The sequence below is a fragment of the Thalassotalea agariperforans genome, from assembly GCF_053470345.1.
On sequence record NZ_JBQMWH010000010.1, the window covers coordinates 131194 to 149134 of the forward strand.

The following is a 17941-nucleotide window of genomic DNA, read 5'->3' on the forward strand; positions in this document are numbered from 1 at the left end:
GAACTCGGAATAACGGGATAACTAAATGGTCAGTTGAAAAGTCACTGGACCATCATTTAATAAACGTACTTTCATATCTGCTCGAAAAACACCGGTTGGAACATTAAAACCTTGTTGGCGCAATTGTGCCGTAAAATATTGATATAGTTTATCGCTAAATTCCGGCTTAGCCGCATTGGTAAAACTCGGTCGCATGCCGCGAGTTGTATCGGCAGCTAAGGTAAATTGCGACACCACCAGAATATCACCACCAACCTGTTTCACGTTTAAGTTCATTTTTCCTTGGTCATCTTCAAAAATTCGGTAACCGGCAATGCGCTCAGCCAAACGCTTGGCTTTCGCTTCGGTGTCATCGGGTTCTATTGCTAATAACACTAAAATACCTTGCTCAATTTCACCGACAATTTGCTTGTCCACTTCAACACTTGCTTCACTCACTCGTTGTATTAAGGCAATCATTCATCTAATTCTGCAATAAAATTTGCCATAGTATCGGTGGCTTTACAAAAAGCATCAATAGTTTGTTGTTCAAAACCACTATGACCGGCACAAGGTAAAATTTGCAAATGCGCGTTTTTCCATACTTGCGCTAATAAATCCGCCTGATGAAGTTGGCATACCATATCGTAACGGCCGTGAAGAATAATAGCAGGCAAATGTTTAAAGCTTTCTACTTGTGACAACAGGGGTTCGGCTAAAAAGCAGTTGTTAACAAAATAATGATTTGAAACCTGCGCCATGCATAACGCTTGATGTGAGTCTTCAATATGTGACAAAGCTTTTGCTGAATGTTCAATGGATGACAATAATGACTCCCAAATGCACCACGCTTTGCTAGCGGCCACTTTTAATAATTCATTGTCTGATGTTAATAAATCTTGATAGCCTAATAAGGGATCGGTCAATTGCTGATCATTTAATAATTGGGTAAAGTCACGATAATATTTTGGGAAAAAATAAGCCGCACCTTGCTTTTTATAAAGCCAGTCATACTCTTCTTGCGTACCTAAAAAAATACCTCTAAGCACAAAACCACGGATCACCTGATGATGCTCAGCCGCATAAGCTAAGGCTAATGTTGTGCCCCAAGAGCCACCACACACTAACCATTTATTGATATTTAAATGCTGTCGAATTTTTTCTATGTCTGCAATTAAGTGGTTTAAAGTATTGTTTTCAATTGACGGTGAAGGTGTTGAACGGCCGCAGCCACGTTGGTCAAATAAAATAATATGGTACTTTTCAGGATCAAAATAACGTCGTACGTGCTCAGAAGCACCACTACCTGGGCCACCATGGAAATAAACAACCGGAATGCCTTTATCATTACCCGAGCATTCAACATAAAGCTCATGACCATCTCCCACAGGTAATTGAAATGACTGATTGACCGATATTTTCGGGTATAAGGTTCTGGTCATAATAATGAAGCGCGCCTAATTATTTGTTGTTTCATTAGTTTAACTGCTTTTTGTTGAGTTCGCTGCCTCTTGTATTGAAACCGTTAAGACAGCGCCAGATAAAACAATTAACCAAGATAAATACACCCAAAGAAACAAAATAGGAATAGTTGCTAAGGCACCATAAATCGCTTGATATGAAGGTAATTGCAAAACATAAAAAGCAAAAACTTTTTTCGCTATTTCAAATAACAAAGCGGCAAAACAAGCACCAACTAAAGCATATTTAAGTGGCACATCTTTATTGGGCACGACTAAATATAAAAAGCAAAACGCCACCACCGAAACAAAAAACGGTAGGATAAATAAAAAAGCATTACTGATACCACTGGTGTCAACTTGCTCGCCAGCAACTAACGACAAAATATAAGACGATAACGCCAAGCTCATACTAATAAGTACAGGGCCTAAAGTAAGTACTAACCAATACATAGAGAATGAGACAATTAAACGGCGTTTTTCTTTAATTTTCCAAATATGATTTAAGCTTTTATCAATGGCTGAAATTAATAATAAGGCAAATAAAAATAAAAAAGATAAAGCGACCACGGACATTTTTGAGGCATTTTGGACAAAGCCTGTCATATGTTCACGAATAAGATCCCCTGAAGTGGGTAAAAAATTACCATAAACAAAACTTTCCATCGCTTCTCTAACGTCAGCAAACAGTGGAAATGCTGTCATCACAGAAAACATTACAACCAATAAAGGCACTAACGACATCAAACTCACATAAGCTAGATAGCCGGCCGTAATATGAATACGATCTTTTTTAATGCGGTCAATATAATCGTTAACTACATCAAAATAAAAGCTTGGAATGTAATTCAATAATTTCGCCAACATAAATATCCTACATAGCTTAAGGCCGTAACCATTGTTGAACCTTTAGCTTGGCGCTAATGATAAAACACCTATATTTTAGCCATTTCAAAAAAACGAATTGCGTACGTTTTCATCATACTTTTTGAGATAGCACTCGTGCCAATAAGCATAACGTTAATCTCCTTTTTTTACGAGACATATAGTGGTATTTATGAGATGCTCTAATTTCAATATTTACGTAAAAGCTCTGTTTTTTTCCGTTAAGAAACATTGACTAAACATGATATACCGTTAAGGGAGACAAAAATGGCTCTACACCAAACGATCTTTAAGCGTTCTGCTTTATATCTTGCATTAACTTCCAGTTTTACTGTCAGTAATTTTGTTGTTGCACAACAACAAAATGCAATGCAAGGCATAGAGCGCATTGAGGTTACTGGTTCGCGTCGTTCGTCAAGCGTACAAGAAGCGCCATTAAATATCACCGCACTTGATGCCGATATTATGGCCGACCAAAATATCACTCAATTATCTGATATTGCCCGTTGGGTTCCTGGTTTAACCATTCCAGACCAAGGCGGCTATTACAGCTCGCCTATTATTGTCCGTGGTCTTAATACCAATGCTTCAAACCCCGGTAGCGATGGTGGCACGGTTGCCACTTATGTCGGAGAAATACCGCTCGACATCGACATGAAAATCCTTGATGTTGAAAGAGTTGAAGTACTGATTGGCCCTCAAGGCACCTTATATGGCGCCGGCACCTTAGGTGGTGCGATTCGTTATTTACCAAAAAAGCCAATTTTAGATGAAACATCCGGCTCAATTTATGGCGATGTTTTTTCAGTCAAAGAAAGTTCAGACACCGGCGGTGAAGCGGGTTTTATTTTTAACCAACCTCTTGTTAACGACAAATTGGGTTTACGAGTTGCCTTTAATTATTTAGATGATCCCGGTTATATTGATTATAATTACCTCCTTAAAACACCCGGTGTTTCACTAGCAGATCCTGATTGGAATGATCCCGTAGCAGTTACTGAAAACTTAACTAGCAAACAAGACATTAACCACCAAAAAACAACTACAGCTCGCGCTACTTTACGCTGGCAAGTCAATAATAATGTTGATGCAAATTTAGCTTACCTTTATCAAAAAGATGAATTTGGTGGTCGCGCTATCACCCATTACCAAAGCCTGAGTGATGACAACCCATTAGCACAGCAAATTGGCAAGTATGATGGTGCCTATCGCTACCTTGAGCCAAAAGAAGCTGAGAGTTCATTATTAAGTTTAGAAGTGGTTGCTGATTTAGGTTTTGCTGAGCTGACTTCTGCCACAGGTAAATCAAGTGCTGAATCAAGCTACCAACGTGATCAAACTGATCTACTAATTCGCTTGGATTATAGCTACGAAGAATTCCCAGCATTTTCAGCTTTCACCCGTGATACCGATGAAGCGGACTCATTTACCCAAGAACTCCGTTTAGTGTCAAAAAATCAATCAAGGTTTTCATGGATCATTGGCGGTTATTACAATAATTTTAAATTTTCTGAGTTGGCGAAAGAATTTACTCCAGGCTTTAGTCAATTTGCCGTTGATAATTTTGGTGGTGAGCAAATCAGGCCAGATGAATTGGAATATATTGCCCCTAGTCGCACTGAAACCACTGAAAAAGCATTATTTGGCGAATTAAACGTTGAATTAACAGAGCAATTAAATATCACCTTAGGTGCTCGTTTTTACAAATATAAATCAAGTTACGCTGCGGATTCCGATCTACCTTTATATAATACCTTATATGAAGGAGCAGGACCTACCGATATTGATTTAGCTCTTGAAGATATTAAAGTTGAAGATGATGGTAATTTATTTAAGCTGAATGTCAGTTATCAATATACTTCAGATGTTTTATCTTACTTTACTATCAGTGAAGGTTTTAGATTAGGGGGGTCAAACGGTACGCCAGCATGCCCTGATAATATCGACGACATTGAAAGGCAAATAATTTGTGCACTGCCATATGAATACGCTTATACCCCAGATACCACTACCAACTATGAAGCTGGACTAAAAAGTAGCTGGCTTAAAAATAAGTTTCATTTTAATGCCGCTCTTTATTACGTAGAGTGGGATGATGCTCAAGTGTCTTCGAGCACAGAAAATGGCCAATCACCCATCACTATTAATGCCGCCAAAGCAGAGTCTAAAGGCCTAGAAGTTTCCACTCGCGCAGCTATTCATGACAACATTATGGCTTACGCAACCTACGCTTATACAAAAGCTAAGCTGTCAGAAGACGCTATATTGTTAGACGCCTTAGCAGGTGATAGATTACCTGGTACGGCCGAACATCAGCTTTCATTTGGCTTAAACTATAACACTGAACTTTATGATGATTACCTCTTAGATGTAAATTATGGCTTAACTTACCAAAGTGATGTTTATACTAGTGTTGGATTAAGCGACAGTGGTGAAAAGTTACCCAGCTACGCATTGAGTAACCTATCAGCAAAAATAACTAAAGATGAATGGACAGCTATTCTTTATATTGACAACTTGTTCGATAAATACGCGTATACATCAGTGAGGCAAAACAAGTCTATAATCACAGATGCAACCAATGGTTATGATATGCAAAGAAATTATGGTCACTACATTGAGACCCCGAGAACAATTGGCTTACGAGTCACTTATAATTTCGACTTATAATTGTAACCATAAAACCCAGCATTACTTTTAACAAAAGGCATTGTATGATCACAATGCCTTTTTATTTTCTCTGTATACCAAACGATTTAACATGACCGATCAAATTGCCGTTTTACATCGCCAAGCACAACAAGCACTTAATCAACAAGATTACCGTTTGGCGCATCAATGTTTAATCAAGATATTAGCGTTAGATAAGTATTTTGCTGACGGCTATTTTTTATTGGGGATCATCGCCAGTTGTCATAACAATCTCACCAAAAGTATACAACTTATTGAGCAAGCTCACCTTTTACAGCCTGATAACACCGAATACATTGCTTATTTAGCCAAACATTATGCCTTAAATAACCAAGCCGTTTTAGCAAAAAACACATTAGATAAATTAGCCCAGCTTCCGATAACAAGTGCCATCGTTCTCGACACCATTGGCGTTGCTTATAGTCGTATTGGGTTACACCAGCAAGCGGTTGATTATTTTCAACAAGCGGTTAAATTAAAACCAACTAATCAAGATTTTCAATTTAATTTAGCAGCATCATTAAAATTTTCAGGAAAATTTCAGCAAGCACGAGCGCATTACCAACAAACGATAGCGCTTAACCCACATCATTATAAAGCCCACGCCGCCCTTTCAAGTTTAGGTGCTATAACGGCAGAAAATAATCATCTTGAGCAACTAACGTTATTATTTAATGAGTTAACTAACCCAGACGATAAACTCTATATCGGCCATGCGATGGCACGTGAATACGAAGCCTTGAAAGATTTTGATAACAGCTTTGCTGCCTTAGTTGCCGCGAAAGCCGATAAACTATCCTCACTCGATTATTCGCTCCAAGATGATCAAACAATGTTTGATAGCATTATGGCAATGTTTGCTAACGATCATGACAAGTTATTAAACGCGAACAGCCATAATACTAATAAACACAATCATGAACCAATATTTGTTGTAGGTATGCCAAGAACCGGTACAACCCTCGTTGAGCGAATTTTATCAAATCATCAAGCTGTCACCAGTGCCGGTGAATTGCAAAACTTTGGTTTATTATTTAAACAATTTAGCCAAAGTACAACTCATCGGGTTATTGACGCTGAAACTGTGGCGGCAAGCCACGCGATAGATTTTGAAAAATTAGGCCAAGCCTACCTTGACAGCACACGAGTGCTGACCGGAAAAACGGCAAAATTTGTTGATAAAATGCCTTTAAACGTATTGTATGCCGGCTTTATTATTCAAGCTTTACCTAATGCCAAGATCATCTGTTTAGATCGCAACCCATTAGATACTGTGCTCAGTAATTTCAAACAATTATTCTCTGTAAATCAATCCTATTATAACTATGCTTATAGTTTAACTTGGACAGCAGAATTTTATCTTTTATTCAAAAAGTTAGCTGATTTTTGGCAGCAAAAGTTTCCAGATAACTTTTATCTTGTTAATTACGAAACCCTAGTTAACCAGCCAGAAGCCGAAGCTAAAAAGCTACTTCACTTTTGCGATTTATCTTGGCAACCATCGTGTTTAAACATAGTTAACAATCAATCACCGGTAGCAACTGCTAGCGCAGTACAAGTGCGCCAACCGATTAACAATAAATCAGTCGGTTACTGGCAAAATTATCAAAAACATTTAGCTGAAGTGATAACAAAACTCACTTAAACGGGCGCTAACTTTGGCTTTAACTTTTCTTTTCAATCACTAGTTTACTTGATTTGAAATCAAAAAACTTAATGCGAATGGTTTGCGTTTGTATGAGCATGTCGGTATGATGCCGCCATAATAATTAATAATGACTCTTTAAACATTAAACATACTTAGGTATTTAAAACATGAAAAAAGCTCTTCTTGCTTCAGCTGTTAGTGCAATATTGTTCAGCAATGTTGCTTCTGCAAATAACGATACTGAAGAATTACGTAAAACGATTGAACAACAAAAAGCAGCTTTAGCGGCTATTGAAAAACGTTTAGCTGAAACTGAAAAAAACCTTGAAAGCACTGCTGTAGCAGTTGAGTCTTCAAGTTCAGCAAGTGCTACTACTATTGGCGGTTATGGTGAACTTCACTATAACAACATTAAAAACAATAACGGTAGCGACAGCAAATCAATTGACTTCCATCGCTTTGTTTTATTTATTGGCCATGAATTTACTGACAAAATTCGCTTCTTTTCTGAATTTGAATTAGAACATTCATTAGCAGGTGAAGGTAAGCCAGGTGAAGTAGAACTTGAGCAAGCCTACGTTGAATATGATTACAGCGAAACCATTACCGCAAAAGCTGGTTTATTTTTAGTACCTGTAGGTATTATTAATGAAACGCATGAGCCACCAACATTTTATGGTGTAGAGCGTAACCCAGTTGAGAAAAACATCATTCCAGCAACATGGTGGGAAGCAGGTGCTGCATTTACTTACCGCGCGGCGCCAGGTTTAACATTTGATGGTGCGATCACAAGTGGTTTAGAAGTAGGTGATGACTATAAAATTCGTGGCGGTCGTCAAAAAGTAGCTAGCGCTAAGGCTGAAAACTTAGCCTATACTGGTCGTGTAAAATATACAGCGATCCCAGGTTTAGAATTAGCAGCAACATTACAATTTCAAGAAGATCTTACTCAAGGCAATGGCGCTGTTGACAGTGCCGCAGCAACATTAATTGAAGCTCACGCTATCTATAATGTTGATGCTTTCAGTGTTCGTGCCTTATACGCTTCTTGGGATATTGACGGTGATGAAGCTAAAGCGTTAGGTCGTGATGAGCAAACTGGTTGGTATGTTGAACCTTCATATCGTTTAAATGAAGAGTTTGGTGTATTTGCTCGTTATGCTGCATATGACAATGAAGCTGGTTTAAATGGTGATACTGAAGAAAAAGTATCAACGCTTGGTGTAAATTACTACTTACATGAAAACGTTGTATTTAAGTTAGATGTTGAAAATTATTCAGGTAAATCTGACAAACAAGGCTTTAACTTAGGTTTTGGTTACCAATTCTAAAATAAGTAATCAAAGCTAATTGTTAATTGGAGTGAATAAGGAATTTTCTTTATTCACTCTTTTTGCTTTTTGTATAAAAAATATTGAGGCAAACGTGCATTATTTTATTTTAATTTTTTGTTGTTTATTCGCCAGCTTTTCTCAAGCCGATACTGTTTATCAAAGTACCGAGCAGTTTATTGAGCAAGCCTTTAAATCACAAAAACCAAATTCAAAAGTGCTTTGGTTAGATCAAGCAGATAAAGCCGTTATTGCCGACATTCTCAACCACCAAGTTAATTTTTTACGTATTCGTTATTGGCAACATGAAGGTGAAACCGTTTGGGTACTTAACGAAATAGGTAAAGAAAAACCAATTACCATTGGTGTGCATATAAAAAACCATACTATTGCTAGTTTAAAGGTTTTAACTTACCGTGAAAGTCGCGGTGATGAAGTTAAACATCAATTTTTTACTAAACAATTTGAAAATGCACGCTTAGTAAAAGACAATAAGCTTAGTCAGCATATTGATGGCATAACCGGTGCTACGCTATCTGTTCGAGCATTAACTAAAGTTGCCCGTTTAGCCTTATGGCTTAATCATAAAATTAGTTAATGGTGACCATAAACTCTCATAAAATATTATTAGCATTCAAATGACACGTATTGCCTCAAAGAAATCAACAAAACCACTTCGCAATATTATCATTCGTCATTTACGAGAGTGGCATCGTAAATTAGGTATTATTACTGCTTTTTTTCTTATTTACCTCTCAATCAGCGGTATTGCCCTTAATCACACCGAAGATTTTTCACTCGCAAAAACGCCTATTACTAACAATTGGTTACTTAACCATTATGGAATACAAGCACCTGAAGATATTCGTTTTTATCATCAAGGCCGGATTGTTGTCACCAACGAAATAGTTTGGCTTGACGATAATATGTTAGTTGAAAGTAACGAGCCTATTATTAGTGCCGGTAAATACCAAGAGTTTTGGCTGATTTTAAGTCAATCAAGCTTATCAATTTTTACTTTAGCTGGTCAGCTTGTTGAAACAATTGATAGCACAACTGGGTTACCCGACTTTCCTAGCGCTATGGCCTTAACTAACCAAGGTATTCTGTTAAAAACAGCAAACAGCATTTACCAAAGTGATGCCGACTTATTAACATGGCAAACAGCTTCTCCTCAGCAATCACCACAGTGGTTAACACCTAGTCATGTCAACGACGCTCAAATTACACAAGCCAAGCAAGCTTACCGTTCGCAATATTTAACGCTAGAACGACTGGTGGTTGACTCACATTCGGGGCGAATATTTGGTAAATTTGGCGTCTTGTTTATGGATATTATCGCCGTTATTTTAGTGTTATTGTCTTTAAGTGGCATTTATATTTGGCTGCGTTACGCTCGCGCTAAGCGTTAATCCGCTTTTTACCCCCTATTTCGCAATTTATTCGGCTAATTACTGATTATTCATTGCTCATTTTTCTTCAACACAGTAAAATTAATGATAATGATTACTATTTGATTTTGAGCTAATATGACATTAACAGATTTACAGCATGCCCAAAAAGCGACAATTTCTCGCTTACCTGATAACTTTGATCTAACAGCAAAATTGATCGAGCAAGGTTTTGCATTAAAAACTGAAATTACATTAGCTCATAAAGCACCGTTTAATGGTCCGTTAGCATTTCGTCTACACGGCACCAAAATGTGTTTACCTTCTGACATTGCAGCACAAATTGGTGTGGAAGTAACTCATGCCTAAACAATTAAACTTAGCATTAGTTGGCTATCCAAATGCCGGTAAAAGTACTTTTTATAACTGTTTAACTGGCGCTAATCAAAAAACCGGTAATTGGACTGGAATCACGGTTGCGCAGAAACAACAATCATTTATTTTTAATGGTGAAAGCACTACATTAATTGATCTTCCTGGCATCACCTCATTAACGAATCGCCAGCATCAGGGTAAAGACTTTTCAATCACCCAAGACTTTCTCAAGAATCAAACAATTGACTGCTTGATTAATGTCGTTGATGCTACACAATTAAAGCGACAGCTTTATTTAACAACACAATTATTAGAGCTGGGGTTCCCCATGATAATTGTGATTAATAAAGCGGATCGTTCAGAAGCAAGCCAAGTTGATATTAAACTGTTAGCTGAGCAACTTGGCTGCCCAGTTATTACGGCGAATAGCTTTGATAAAGCAACCTTAACTTCGGTTGAAAATACTTTAATTAATTTACCTAAGGCTACCTCTCGACCTACAGACATGATTCTGCCAGAGGCGGTCACCGCAAAATTAACACCAGAAAACAGTTTATTGTCTCTTGAAAAGAATAGCTGTGATAGCCAAGGGTGTCAGAAAACCACACCTGAAAGCGTTGCAATTATGCAAGCGAGATATGACTTTATTCAACGTTTGTTGTCACAAAATAACAACCCGCAAACAGAAAAAATTCCGTTTAGTGATAAGTTAGATAAGTTTATTTTACACCCTTGGTTAGGATTGCCTGTTTTCTTCGCTGCCATGTATCTACTGTTTATGTTTGCCATTAATGTGGGCAGCGCTTTTATTGATTTTTTCGATATCTTAGCTGGCGCCATTTTTGTTGATTACCCACAAAGCTTGTTAGCAAACCTTGATTTGCCGGCTTGGTTATTAACGCTAATTGAAGGTGCAGGTTTAGGCTTGCAAACCGTCGCTACATTTATCCCTGTTATTGCTTGTTTATTTATTGGTTTATCAATTTTAGAAAGCAGTGGTTATTTAGCCCGAGCTGCCTTTGTGGTTGATAGCGTTATGCAAAAAATTGGTTTACCCGGTAAAGCCTTTGTTCCCTTAATTGTTGGCTTTGGTTGTACAGTGCCAGCAGTAATGTCGGCGCGTATTTTAGATAGCGAACGCGAACGTATTACAACCATTATGATGTCTCCTTTTATGTCTTGTGGCGCACGTTTACCCGTATATGCATTATTTGCTGCCGCATTTTTTCCTGAGTCAGGTCAAAACCTCGTATTTTTGTTATACCTTATTGGTATTGCTGCGGCATTAGCAACGGGCTTATTACTTAAACACACCATATTAATGGGCATCAACTCTGTCAATATTATGGAATTACCCTTATACGAATTACCTAAACTTGGTTATTTAATTAAGCGGGTTGCACAGCGCACTAAATCTTTTATTTTAGGTGCTGGTAAAACTATTGTTGTTGTTGTTTGTATTCTTAACTTTTTCAATTCATTGGGCACTGATGGTGAATTTGGTCACCATGATGAAGCCGGTTCTATATTAAGCCAAACAGCACAAACGGTAACACCACTACTTGCACCTATGGGTGTAAAAGAAGATAACTGGCAAGCAAGTGTTGGCATTATCACGGGACTATTCGCTAAAGAAGCCTTAGTGGCAACATTTAACAGCTTATATTCAAGCCCTTCTAGCGAAGAGGATACTCCATTAGAATTTGGTTTGTTATGGCAAGAAGCTGTCGATTCTATTGGTAATAATATGTCTGATATTGAAGCAGACGATCCATTAGGTACTGATATTGGCGATGTTTCTGACATTCATAAAGCGGCTGAAGAACAAGGAGTTAATGAATCAACCTTTACCATCATGCAATCAGCCTTTAACGGTCAAATTGGCGCGTTTAGTTACTTATTATTCATTTTATTATATACCCCTTGTGCTGCTGCCATGGGCGCTATTAAAAATGAAGTAGGAACAAGATGGGCGACATTTGCAGCGCTATGGAGCTTCACCCTTGCCTATATTTCGGCAACCTTTGTATATCAGTTAGTTAACTTTAGCCATGAACCTGTCTTCGCGAGTATTTGTATTTGTGCCGTGTTAGCAGTTTTATTTAGCATTTACTTGTGGTTAAAAAGGTTCGGTAAACAAATTTTAACGCTACCGGTCCGAGTTTCTTATAATTAATGATAAGTAATACCATTCCGTATAAAGAAGTGCTCATTTAGAACGGTATAGTATTAAACAAAGATAAATAACCTGAACTCGGGATAAGAAATTAGCTAACTATATGAAATACATATATTTTGATTTTTTCTCTATTCTAGCTTGATGTTTTTTCTTAGTACAAGGCAAATTTAAGCGCCAATAGCGAGCCTCGGCTTTGGTTCAAACGTCGCTCTACCTTCCCCATCCATGGGGGCGTATTGCAATTAAATTTAACGCAGTAATAAGGAAAAACAGCTGCTAGAAAGCAAGTTGTTATCCCGAATTCAGGTTAAATAGCCCCTAGATTCAGAAAAAACTTTATTTTTTTCTGAATCTGCCGATAAAAACAGCATATAGTAAAAAATGATGATCGGTAAGGACAATGGAACCAGTTTCAGACTTGTTAGCTCGCACGTTAATTGAGCAAACCTTTAAAACAAATAAAGATAAAAAGCAGCAGGCCTTCGAACAAAAGTATAAAAACGCGCAAAACAAAAAAGCAAAGGTCCACCAAAGCACGTTAAATAATGCAGAAACTGAGCTAAGCGTTGACCGACGAAAAAATGAAGACCGCCGTCAAACACGGCAAGAACAAAGACGTTTTGACCTTCGCACTAAACATGATCGTCGACAAAACTCAGCTGTTTCACTAAAAATATAGTCGCACCTTTTAGCCTTATTTATAAGGCGAACTTTGCCCTTGCGGCTGGGTGCGATACCTTTTATATTCCAATTGGCTTTGCGCTAAATCACGCAACACAAATTGCTCAATTTGTTTATTCATCGCACAAGCAGATATATATTCATCGGGTTGATAAAACTCCTCAGCAACCGGCTCAATAATAATATGAAAGCCGCCTTTATTTTGATAAGCAGCCGCCATAAAAACTTTAGCCTTAGTTTTAAGTGCTAAGCGTTGAGGTAAAGTTGTGGTAAATGCTGGCTGGTTGAATAAAGGCGCAAAGATACCCGCAAGCCCTTTACCTGGGACGTGATCTGGCGCAACTAAAAACATACCTTTTTGAGCTAAATCTTTATAAGCCGTACGGATACCATGAGTATTATTAGGGTAAAATTTTGCCCCTGTTCGTTCGCGTGCTTGTCGAATATATAAATCAAACTTTTCATCTTTAAAAGGCCGATATAACGTACTTAATTGTCGTAATTTCGACAGATAAACACTTAATACCTCAAAGTTACCAATATGCAGCCCTAAGATGATAATACTTTCGTTTGCATCTATGGCTTGTCTAAAGCTTTCATTATGTTCTGCTGTGATCTTTGCCTGTAATTCTTTTTCAGGTTTTGTCCAGACATACGACATTTCAAAAATAGTTTGTGACATACACATCAGGCGCTGCTGTAATATTTTCGACTTTTCTTCTGGCGGTAGTGCTGGAAAGCAATGATCTAGATTCTGCTTTATTCTATTTATTGGCCTTTTATTAATTTTAAGTAGTACCGCCCCTAAACAACGGCTAATATTTTGTATCCATAATAAAGGTAATAAACCAAATATTTTGAATACACCTATCACTAAATAATACAAATTAATCCCTACTGAGCTTTGTTCCAACAAACAGCCCGCTATTTTAAAAGAATACGAATAGAATTTATAACTTTATTTCGCTTCATTCGCTTTTAATCCAATATAATAACGATGTGATCACTAACTTTATTTGTGATCTTAAACTTTAATTATGACTATTTTTGATAATTACTGCGAAAGTTTTTCTAACTCCTCTCATTCCCTTATTTTTCTCTCTTCGATGGTCAGAAAATTAACCGAACTCTAGGGACTATTGATCTTTTTTATATTTTCAGTAATAGAGTATTTTACGTCATAACAAAGCGGAATGAATGTTACTTGGTTATTCCAAATCAGTGAAATTCTAATGCAGCTAGCGCAAAAAATAGCCATCACCCTGTGGGCTGAGGCTAATAACTGGCTCTCTTTAAGGCTCCTCAATATACGAAAGATGCATAGTAAAAAAATTAACTTTAATGAAAACAATCTTATACCTTCCTGTTTTCGCTTTGAATTAAGCACTTACTTTACCAACAAGATAACCATCAAATATTTTTGTCGATAGCATAGAAATAAGTCGTACTCAAACATCTTGCATTGACTATTTTTTAAGTTAAATTGACCACAGCTGAACCGCTAAGAATGATTATGATTAAATTAGATTGATTTTATTTACTAAAAGTAATCTGTTTTGATATTCGAAAAAGCGCCCGAGCCATAACAATTAAATTAATCGTTTATTTTATAGAGAGAATAAACATGAAAAAAACAAAAATAACGAACGCTATTAATCAAGCTAACAAATCAAACAAAGAATTATTAACCGTAGGTGCAACAGGCTTATTATTATTAATATCTTCACCTACGGTTTTAGCACAAGATACAAATAAAGCTGTCGAAGTTATCGAAGTAACCGGTGTTCGTAGCTCATTAGAGTCAGCACTACTAACTAAACGTGACGCTCCTTCTATTGTGGATGCTATTTCAGCCACAGATATTGATTCACTACCTGCACTTGATTTAGGTGAAGCTTTACAAGCTATTCCAGGGATTCAACTTGAACGCTCTGCTGAAGGCCGCCAATCTGAAATATCATTACGTGGTTTATCTGGTGGCTTTGTAAAAACAACTGCCTTCGGTCAAGGTTTTGCAACACCAAGTAATAGTGAAAGTGTGATCGGTGCATCTAATCCATTTTCAGCATTTGAATCTGGTGTTTTTGACGGTTTAACCGTTGTTAAAACACCAACCGCTGATATGCAAGCTGGTGGTATTGCTGGTGTTGTCGATCAAAAATTACAACAAGCACTATCAAAACAAGATGGTAAGTTTGCTATTAGTATTGGCGGACGTTATGAAGAATTAACGCAAAACGTTGACCCAACACTGAAACTTTCAGGTGTTAAACACATAATCAAAGACGAACTTGCCGTCGCTTTTAAATTTTCAGGCTCAGGTCAAACTTTCCGTCGTGATACTGCAAACTTTACAACTTATGCGCCAATGGGCGAGAACCCTCTTACCGGCATTTCTAATTCAGATACTATTGATGCTTATCGTGCTCAGTGGAACATTCCGGCTGAGGCTGACGTTCGTGGTGTCGCATTAGCTCGTAATGTTACCGAATTCAGCGACGGTGATCGCATCTCATTTACCGGTAACATTGAATGGAAGCCGATTGACGACCTTAAATTAGGAACACATATTCTATATACCGAACGTAACCTAGACAAAGGCACAAAACAAGATGCCATGTTTGGTAGTGGTTATAACGAAGTGAACCCACGAAATAGTGATCGTTTCTATAAAATTGAACCTGATATGGCCAGTGAACCATTTTTGTATGATTATACCGAATCAGGGGCTCCTGTTTATGGGGTAACTAAAACGTCTATTAGTGATGGTCAATACCAATTCACTAATAGGGAAACAACTTTTTTAGAAACATCTGAAGGCATTATGCTTTATGCCGACTATACCCTAGATAATTGGGTTTTAGATGGCGTTATAACTCATTCTAAATCAGAAAACCAATTTATGAATATTGGTTTAGATACTAGATTAACAGGTCACCAAAACGCGACTACCACATTAAATGGCGTTAGAAACGTACCAACAGTACCAACTGGCGTTAATGTTGACATTGATGCCGCATTTGGTAATTCTAACCAAGCCTCTGTCAGCGCGACAGGTTATGAAAATATTACATGGGATGTCGTATGGCCTAGCGCAACTGATTTAAACGCCTCTAGTGTCACAACGGCTGATATAGCTAACGACGGCAAACGTTTAGGTTTTTTTGTCACCGGCCGAGTTAAAAATCCAGTAAGAGAAGTTTCTAGTATCGAGTTAAACAGTCAGCGTTTTCTTGATATAAACTTCGACGATGTTTTACGCTTTGATAGTGTTAAATTTGGCTTCCGTCATAGTATTGAAGATCTTGACAACCGTGATCAGCAATTAACCATTGGTGGTATTAATACTGCTGCGATTACTGACGCGCAAATAAATACCACAGACCTAGTGACTAATGGACAAGCAAGCTTCTTTAACGGTCACTACCCTGGAACTTTTGATGCAAACAGTGGCTGGAGAACATTTAACAACGACAGTTTACAATTTGCATTAACCGGTGGTGGTGCTAATTTAGCTGAACTTGAAAATGGTGTAATTGTAGAGCCAAGTGGTTTTTATGAAAGGATCACTAACGGTAGACCATTTCGATTTGCTAATAATTTTACAGCAGAAAGTGAGATCACTGCTATTTATGCAATGACTGATTTTTCTGGTGAAGTAGGTTTAATACCATATTCAGGTAATATTGGTGTACGTCATATACAAACAGACAATACCTTTGATGGCGCAACATTACTTGATGGTGAGTTAATTGATTTAACAGTTAAAAGCGATTATTCACATACGTTACCATCGGTTAACATTAATGTTGAGTTACATGAAGATGTAGTATTGCGTGCCGCCTACAACAAAGGCATTGTGAGACCAAACCTGTTATCACAAACACCTTCAACTACGCTTAGTTCAACAAATACTAAAGCAACAATTACCAAACCTAAGGCATCTGTAGAACCTTATGAATCTGATAATTATGATATTTCTTTAGAATGGTACAACCGCGAAGGTAGTGCGATTTCTGTTGGTTTATTCAGAAAACAATTATCTGGTTTTTTTGTTGAACAAGAAACCTGTCCTACTGGCGACCCTCTTGTCACTGAATTTCTTGGCAGTGATATTACAAGAGTGGATAACCCAGACAGTGGCGGCTTTATTTGTACCCAAAATGAACCCTACACGCGTGATGATGGTGATATAGAATTAAACCGCGAAGTAGAAGTAAACGAAACCATTAATGGTGAAGGTACTATTGAATTAAATGGTGTTGAATTAGCGATCCAACAAAAACTAGACTTTTTACCTTATCCTTGGAATGGCTTTGGTGGGGTATTCAACTACACCTATATTGACCAAAAGACATCCGCAGAAGTTTCAGATGATAACGAGAATGCTAAGCTTTACCAAGTTTCACCAAAGTCTTACAACATTATTGGCTATTATGAAAATGACGGCTTCTCTTTCCGTTTGTCTTATAACTGGAAAGATGACTCGGTACTCAAAGGCACAAACTCTTACTTAGGTACGCTACCGCGTATTCAACAAGCTAATGGCCGTTTAGATTTCTCGTCATCCTATGCCATTAATAAAAACTTAAAAGTCTTTTTACGTGGTTATAATTTAACGGACGAACAACGTGTAGAATCGTGGGGCTTTGATGAACGAGCGGTATCGCGTGTTGATTACACAGGAAAAATATGGGAAGCAAGCCTTAACTATACTTTTTAATCTAACGTAATATACAGATAAAATAATTATCTAGCCTATGTAAAAGCTCAGCCCACCCGCTGGGCTTTTTTATTGCTATCACCAGTGATTAAAAAACTTATTCACTTCATAACGGTAAAGTGCGTTTAAACAGTTACCCTAATGAGTGATACCATTCCGTATAGAGAAGTGCTTACTTAGAACGGTATGGGCAGCATTAGAACAAAAGAACAAACAAAAAAGGATGCCGAAGCATCCTTTTCTTAAGTTCTACTGTGAACTAAAGTATCAATTAATATTCGGGCTATCCATGCCCTCACCGCTTCGCGGCCGCACCTTGTGCGTTCTAATTCGTTCCAGACGAATTAGTCGATTACTTTAGAAACAACACCAGCACCTACTGTACGGCCACCTTCACGGATAGCGAAACGTAAACCTTCGTCCATCGCGATTGGGTTGATTAACTCAACAACAAACTTAAGGTTGTCGCCTGGCATTACCATTTCTACACCTTCAGGAAGCTCTACAGCACCTGTGATGTCAGTTGTACGGAAGTAAAACTGTGGACGGTAACCTTTGAAGAATGGAGTATGACGGCCACCTTCATCTTTCGTTAATA

At 37.7% G+C, this 17941-nt stretch carries 14 protein-coding genes; 9 read left to right on the forward strand and 5 right to left on the reverse strand.

Annotated features, from left to right (window positions below; translation table 11 throughout):
- Positions 1 to 21: 21 nt before the first annotated feature.
- Genes dtd through ACSLUO_RS13270 form a run of 3 tightly spaced genes read right to left on the reverse strand, consistent with a single transcriptional unit; the run spans position 22 to position 2306 of the window.
- Complete coding sequence (gene dtd, locus ACSLUO_RS13260; protein ID WP_448249125.1) at positions 22 to 459, reverse strand: D-aminoacyl-tRNA deacylase; 438 nt, start codon at positions 457 to 459, stop codon at positions 22 to 24.
- On the reverse strand, positions 456 to 1421 hold the full coding sequence (gene pip / locus ACSLUO_RS13265; RefSeq protein ID WP_448249126.1) for a prolyl aminopeptidase: 966 nt from the start codon (positions 1419 to 1421) through the stop codon (positions 456 to 458). The genes dtd and pip overlap by 4 nt, the downstream gene beginning before the upstream one ends.
- 39 nt (positions 1422 to 1460) lie before the next feature.
- Entirely contained in the window at positions 1461 to 2306 is an 846-nt protein-coding gene (locus ACSLUO_RS13270) for a virulence factor BrkB family protein (RefSeq protein WP_448249128.1), read from the reverse strand.
- A gap of 303 nt (positions 2307 to 2609) precedes the next feature.
- Here ACSLUO_RS13270 and ACSLUO_RS13275 point away from each other — a divergent pair, with 303 nt between their 5' ends.
- From ACSLUO_RS13275 to ACSLUO_RS13310, 8 genes are all read left to right on the forward strand, one after another.
- The gene (locus ACSLUO_RS13275; protein WP_448249159.1) at positions 2610 to 4994 is read left to right on the forward strand and encodes a TonB-dependent receptor; all 2385 of its coding nucleotides are present in this window, start codon (positions 2610 to 2612) and stop codon (positions 4992 to 4994) included.
- A gap of 91 nt (positions 4995 to 5085) precedes the next feature.
- On the forward strand, positions 5086 to 6660 hold the full coding sequence (locus ACSLUO_RS13280; protein WP_448249130.1) for a tetratricopeptide repeat-containing sulfotransferase family protein: 1575 nt from the start codon (positions 5086 to 5088) through the stop codon (positions 6658 to 6660).
- A gap of 170 nt (positions 6661 to 6830) precedes the next feature.
- Entirely contained in the window at positions 6831 to 7994 is a 1164-nt protein-coding gene (locus ACSLUO_RS13285; RefSeq protein WP_448249131.1) for a porin, read from the forward strand.
- Positions 7995 to 8088: 94 nt separating this feature from the next.
- Positions 8089 to 8592, forward strand: a complete 504-nt coding sequence (locus ACSLUO_RS13290; RefSeq protein ID WP_448249133.1) for an FMN-binding protein — start codon at positions 8089 to 8091, stop codon at positions 8590 to 8592.
- A 40-nt stretch (positions 8593 to 8632) separates the two neighbouring features.
- A complete protein-coding gene (locus ACSLUO_RS13295; protein WP_448249135.1) occupies positions 8633 to 9406 on the forward strand; it encodes a PepSY domain-containing protein in 774 nt (257 codons plus the stop codon).
- Between the two features lie 117 nt (positions 9407 to 9523).
- Positions 9524 to 9754: a FeoA family protein gene (locus tag ACSLUO_RS13300; protein WP_448249137.1), complete on the forward strand. Its 231-nt coding sequence runs from the start codon at positions 9524 to 9526 to the stop codon at positions 9752 to 9754.
- On the forward strand, positions 9747 to 11936 hold the full coding sequence (gene feoB / locus ACSLUO_RS13305; protein WP_448249138.1) for a ferrous iron transport protein B: 2190 nt from the start codon (positions 9747 to 9749) through the stop codon (positions 11934 to 11936). The genes ACSLUO_RS13300 and feoB overlap by 8 nt, the downstream gene beginning before the upstream one ends.
- A 403-nt stretch (positions 11937 to 12339) precedes the next feature.
- Complete coding sequence (locus ACSLUO_RS13310) at positions 12340 to 12618, forward strand: hypothetical protein (protein WP_448249140.1); 279 nt, start codon at positions 12340 to 12342, stop codon at positions 12616 to 12618.
- Between the two features lie 15 nt (positions 12619 to 12633).
- Here ACSLUO_RS13310 and ACSLUO_RS13315 read toward each other — a convergent pair whose 3' ends face one another.
- Positions 12634 to 13536: a lysophospholipid acyltransferase family protein gene (locus ACSLUO_RS13315; protein WP_448249142.1), complete on the reverse strand. Its 903-nt coding sequence runs from the start codon at positions 13534 to 13536 to the stop codon at positions 12634 to 12636.
- Positions 13537 to 14244: 708 nt separating this feature from the next.
- Here ACSLUO_RS13315 and ACSLUO_RS13320 point away from each other — a divergent pair.
- Positions 14245 to 17343 carry a TonB-dependent receptor gene (locus ACSLUO_RS13320; RefSeq protein ID WP_448249144.1) on the forward strand — a complete coding sequence of 1033 codons (3099 nt, stop codon included), beginning with the start codon at positions 14245 to 14247 and terminating at the stop codon, positions 17341 to 17343.
- Between the two features lie 344 nt (positions 17344 to 17687).
- On the opposite strand, the gene ACSLUO_RS13325 is transcribed toward ACSLUO_RS13320, so the two are convergent.
- The coding region (locus tag ACSLUO_RS13325; protein ID WP_448249146.1) for an EF-Tu C-terminal domain-related protein at positions 17688 to 17941 on the reverse strand (254 nt) is incomplete at its 5' end.

Coding starts and splice junctions, on each gene's coding strand:
- ACSLUO_RS13270 (WP_448249128.1), bottom strand. CDS start 2,306: ATGTTGGCGAAATTATTGAATTACATTCCAAGCTTTTATTTTGATGTA.
- pip (WP_448249126.1), bottom strand. CDS start 1,421: ATGACCAGAACCTTATACCCGAAAATATCGGTCAATCAGTCATTTCAA.
- dtd (WP_448249125.1), bottom strand. CDS start 459: ATGATTGCCTTAATACAACGAGTGAGTGAAGCAAGTGTTGAAGTGGAC.
- feoB (WP_448249138.1), top strand. CDS start 9,747: ATGCCTAAACAATTAAACTTAGCATTAGTTGGCTATCCAAATGCCGGT.
- ACSLUO_RS13295 (WP_448249135.1), top strand. CDS start 8,633: ATGACACGTATTGCCTCAAAGAAATCAACAAAACCACTTCGCAATATT.
- ACSLUO_RS13280 (WP_448249130.1), top strand. CDS start 5,086: ATGACCGATCAAATTGCCGTTTTACATCGCCAAGCACAACAAGCACTT.
- ACSLUO_RS13300 (WP_448249137.1), top strand. CDS start 9,524: ATGACATTAACAGATTTACAGCATGCCCAAAAAGCGACAATTTCTCGC.
- ACSLUO_RS13310 (WP_448249140.1), top strand. CDS start 12,340: ATGGAACCAGTTTCAGACTTGTTAGCTCGCACGTTAATTGAGCAAACC.
- ACSLUO_RS13320 (WP_448249144.1), top strand. CDS start 14,245: ATGAAAAAAACAAAAATAACGAACGCTATTAATCAAGCTAACAAATCA.
- ACSLUO_RS13285 (WP_448249131.1), top strand. CDS start 6,831: ATGAAAAAAGCTCTTCTTGCTTCAGCTGTTAGTGCAATATTGTTCAGC.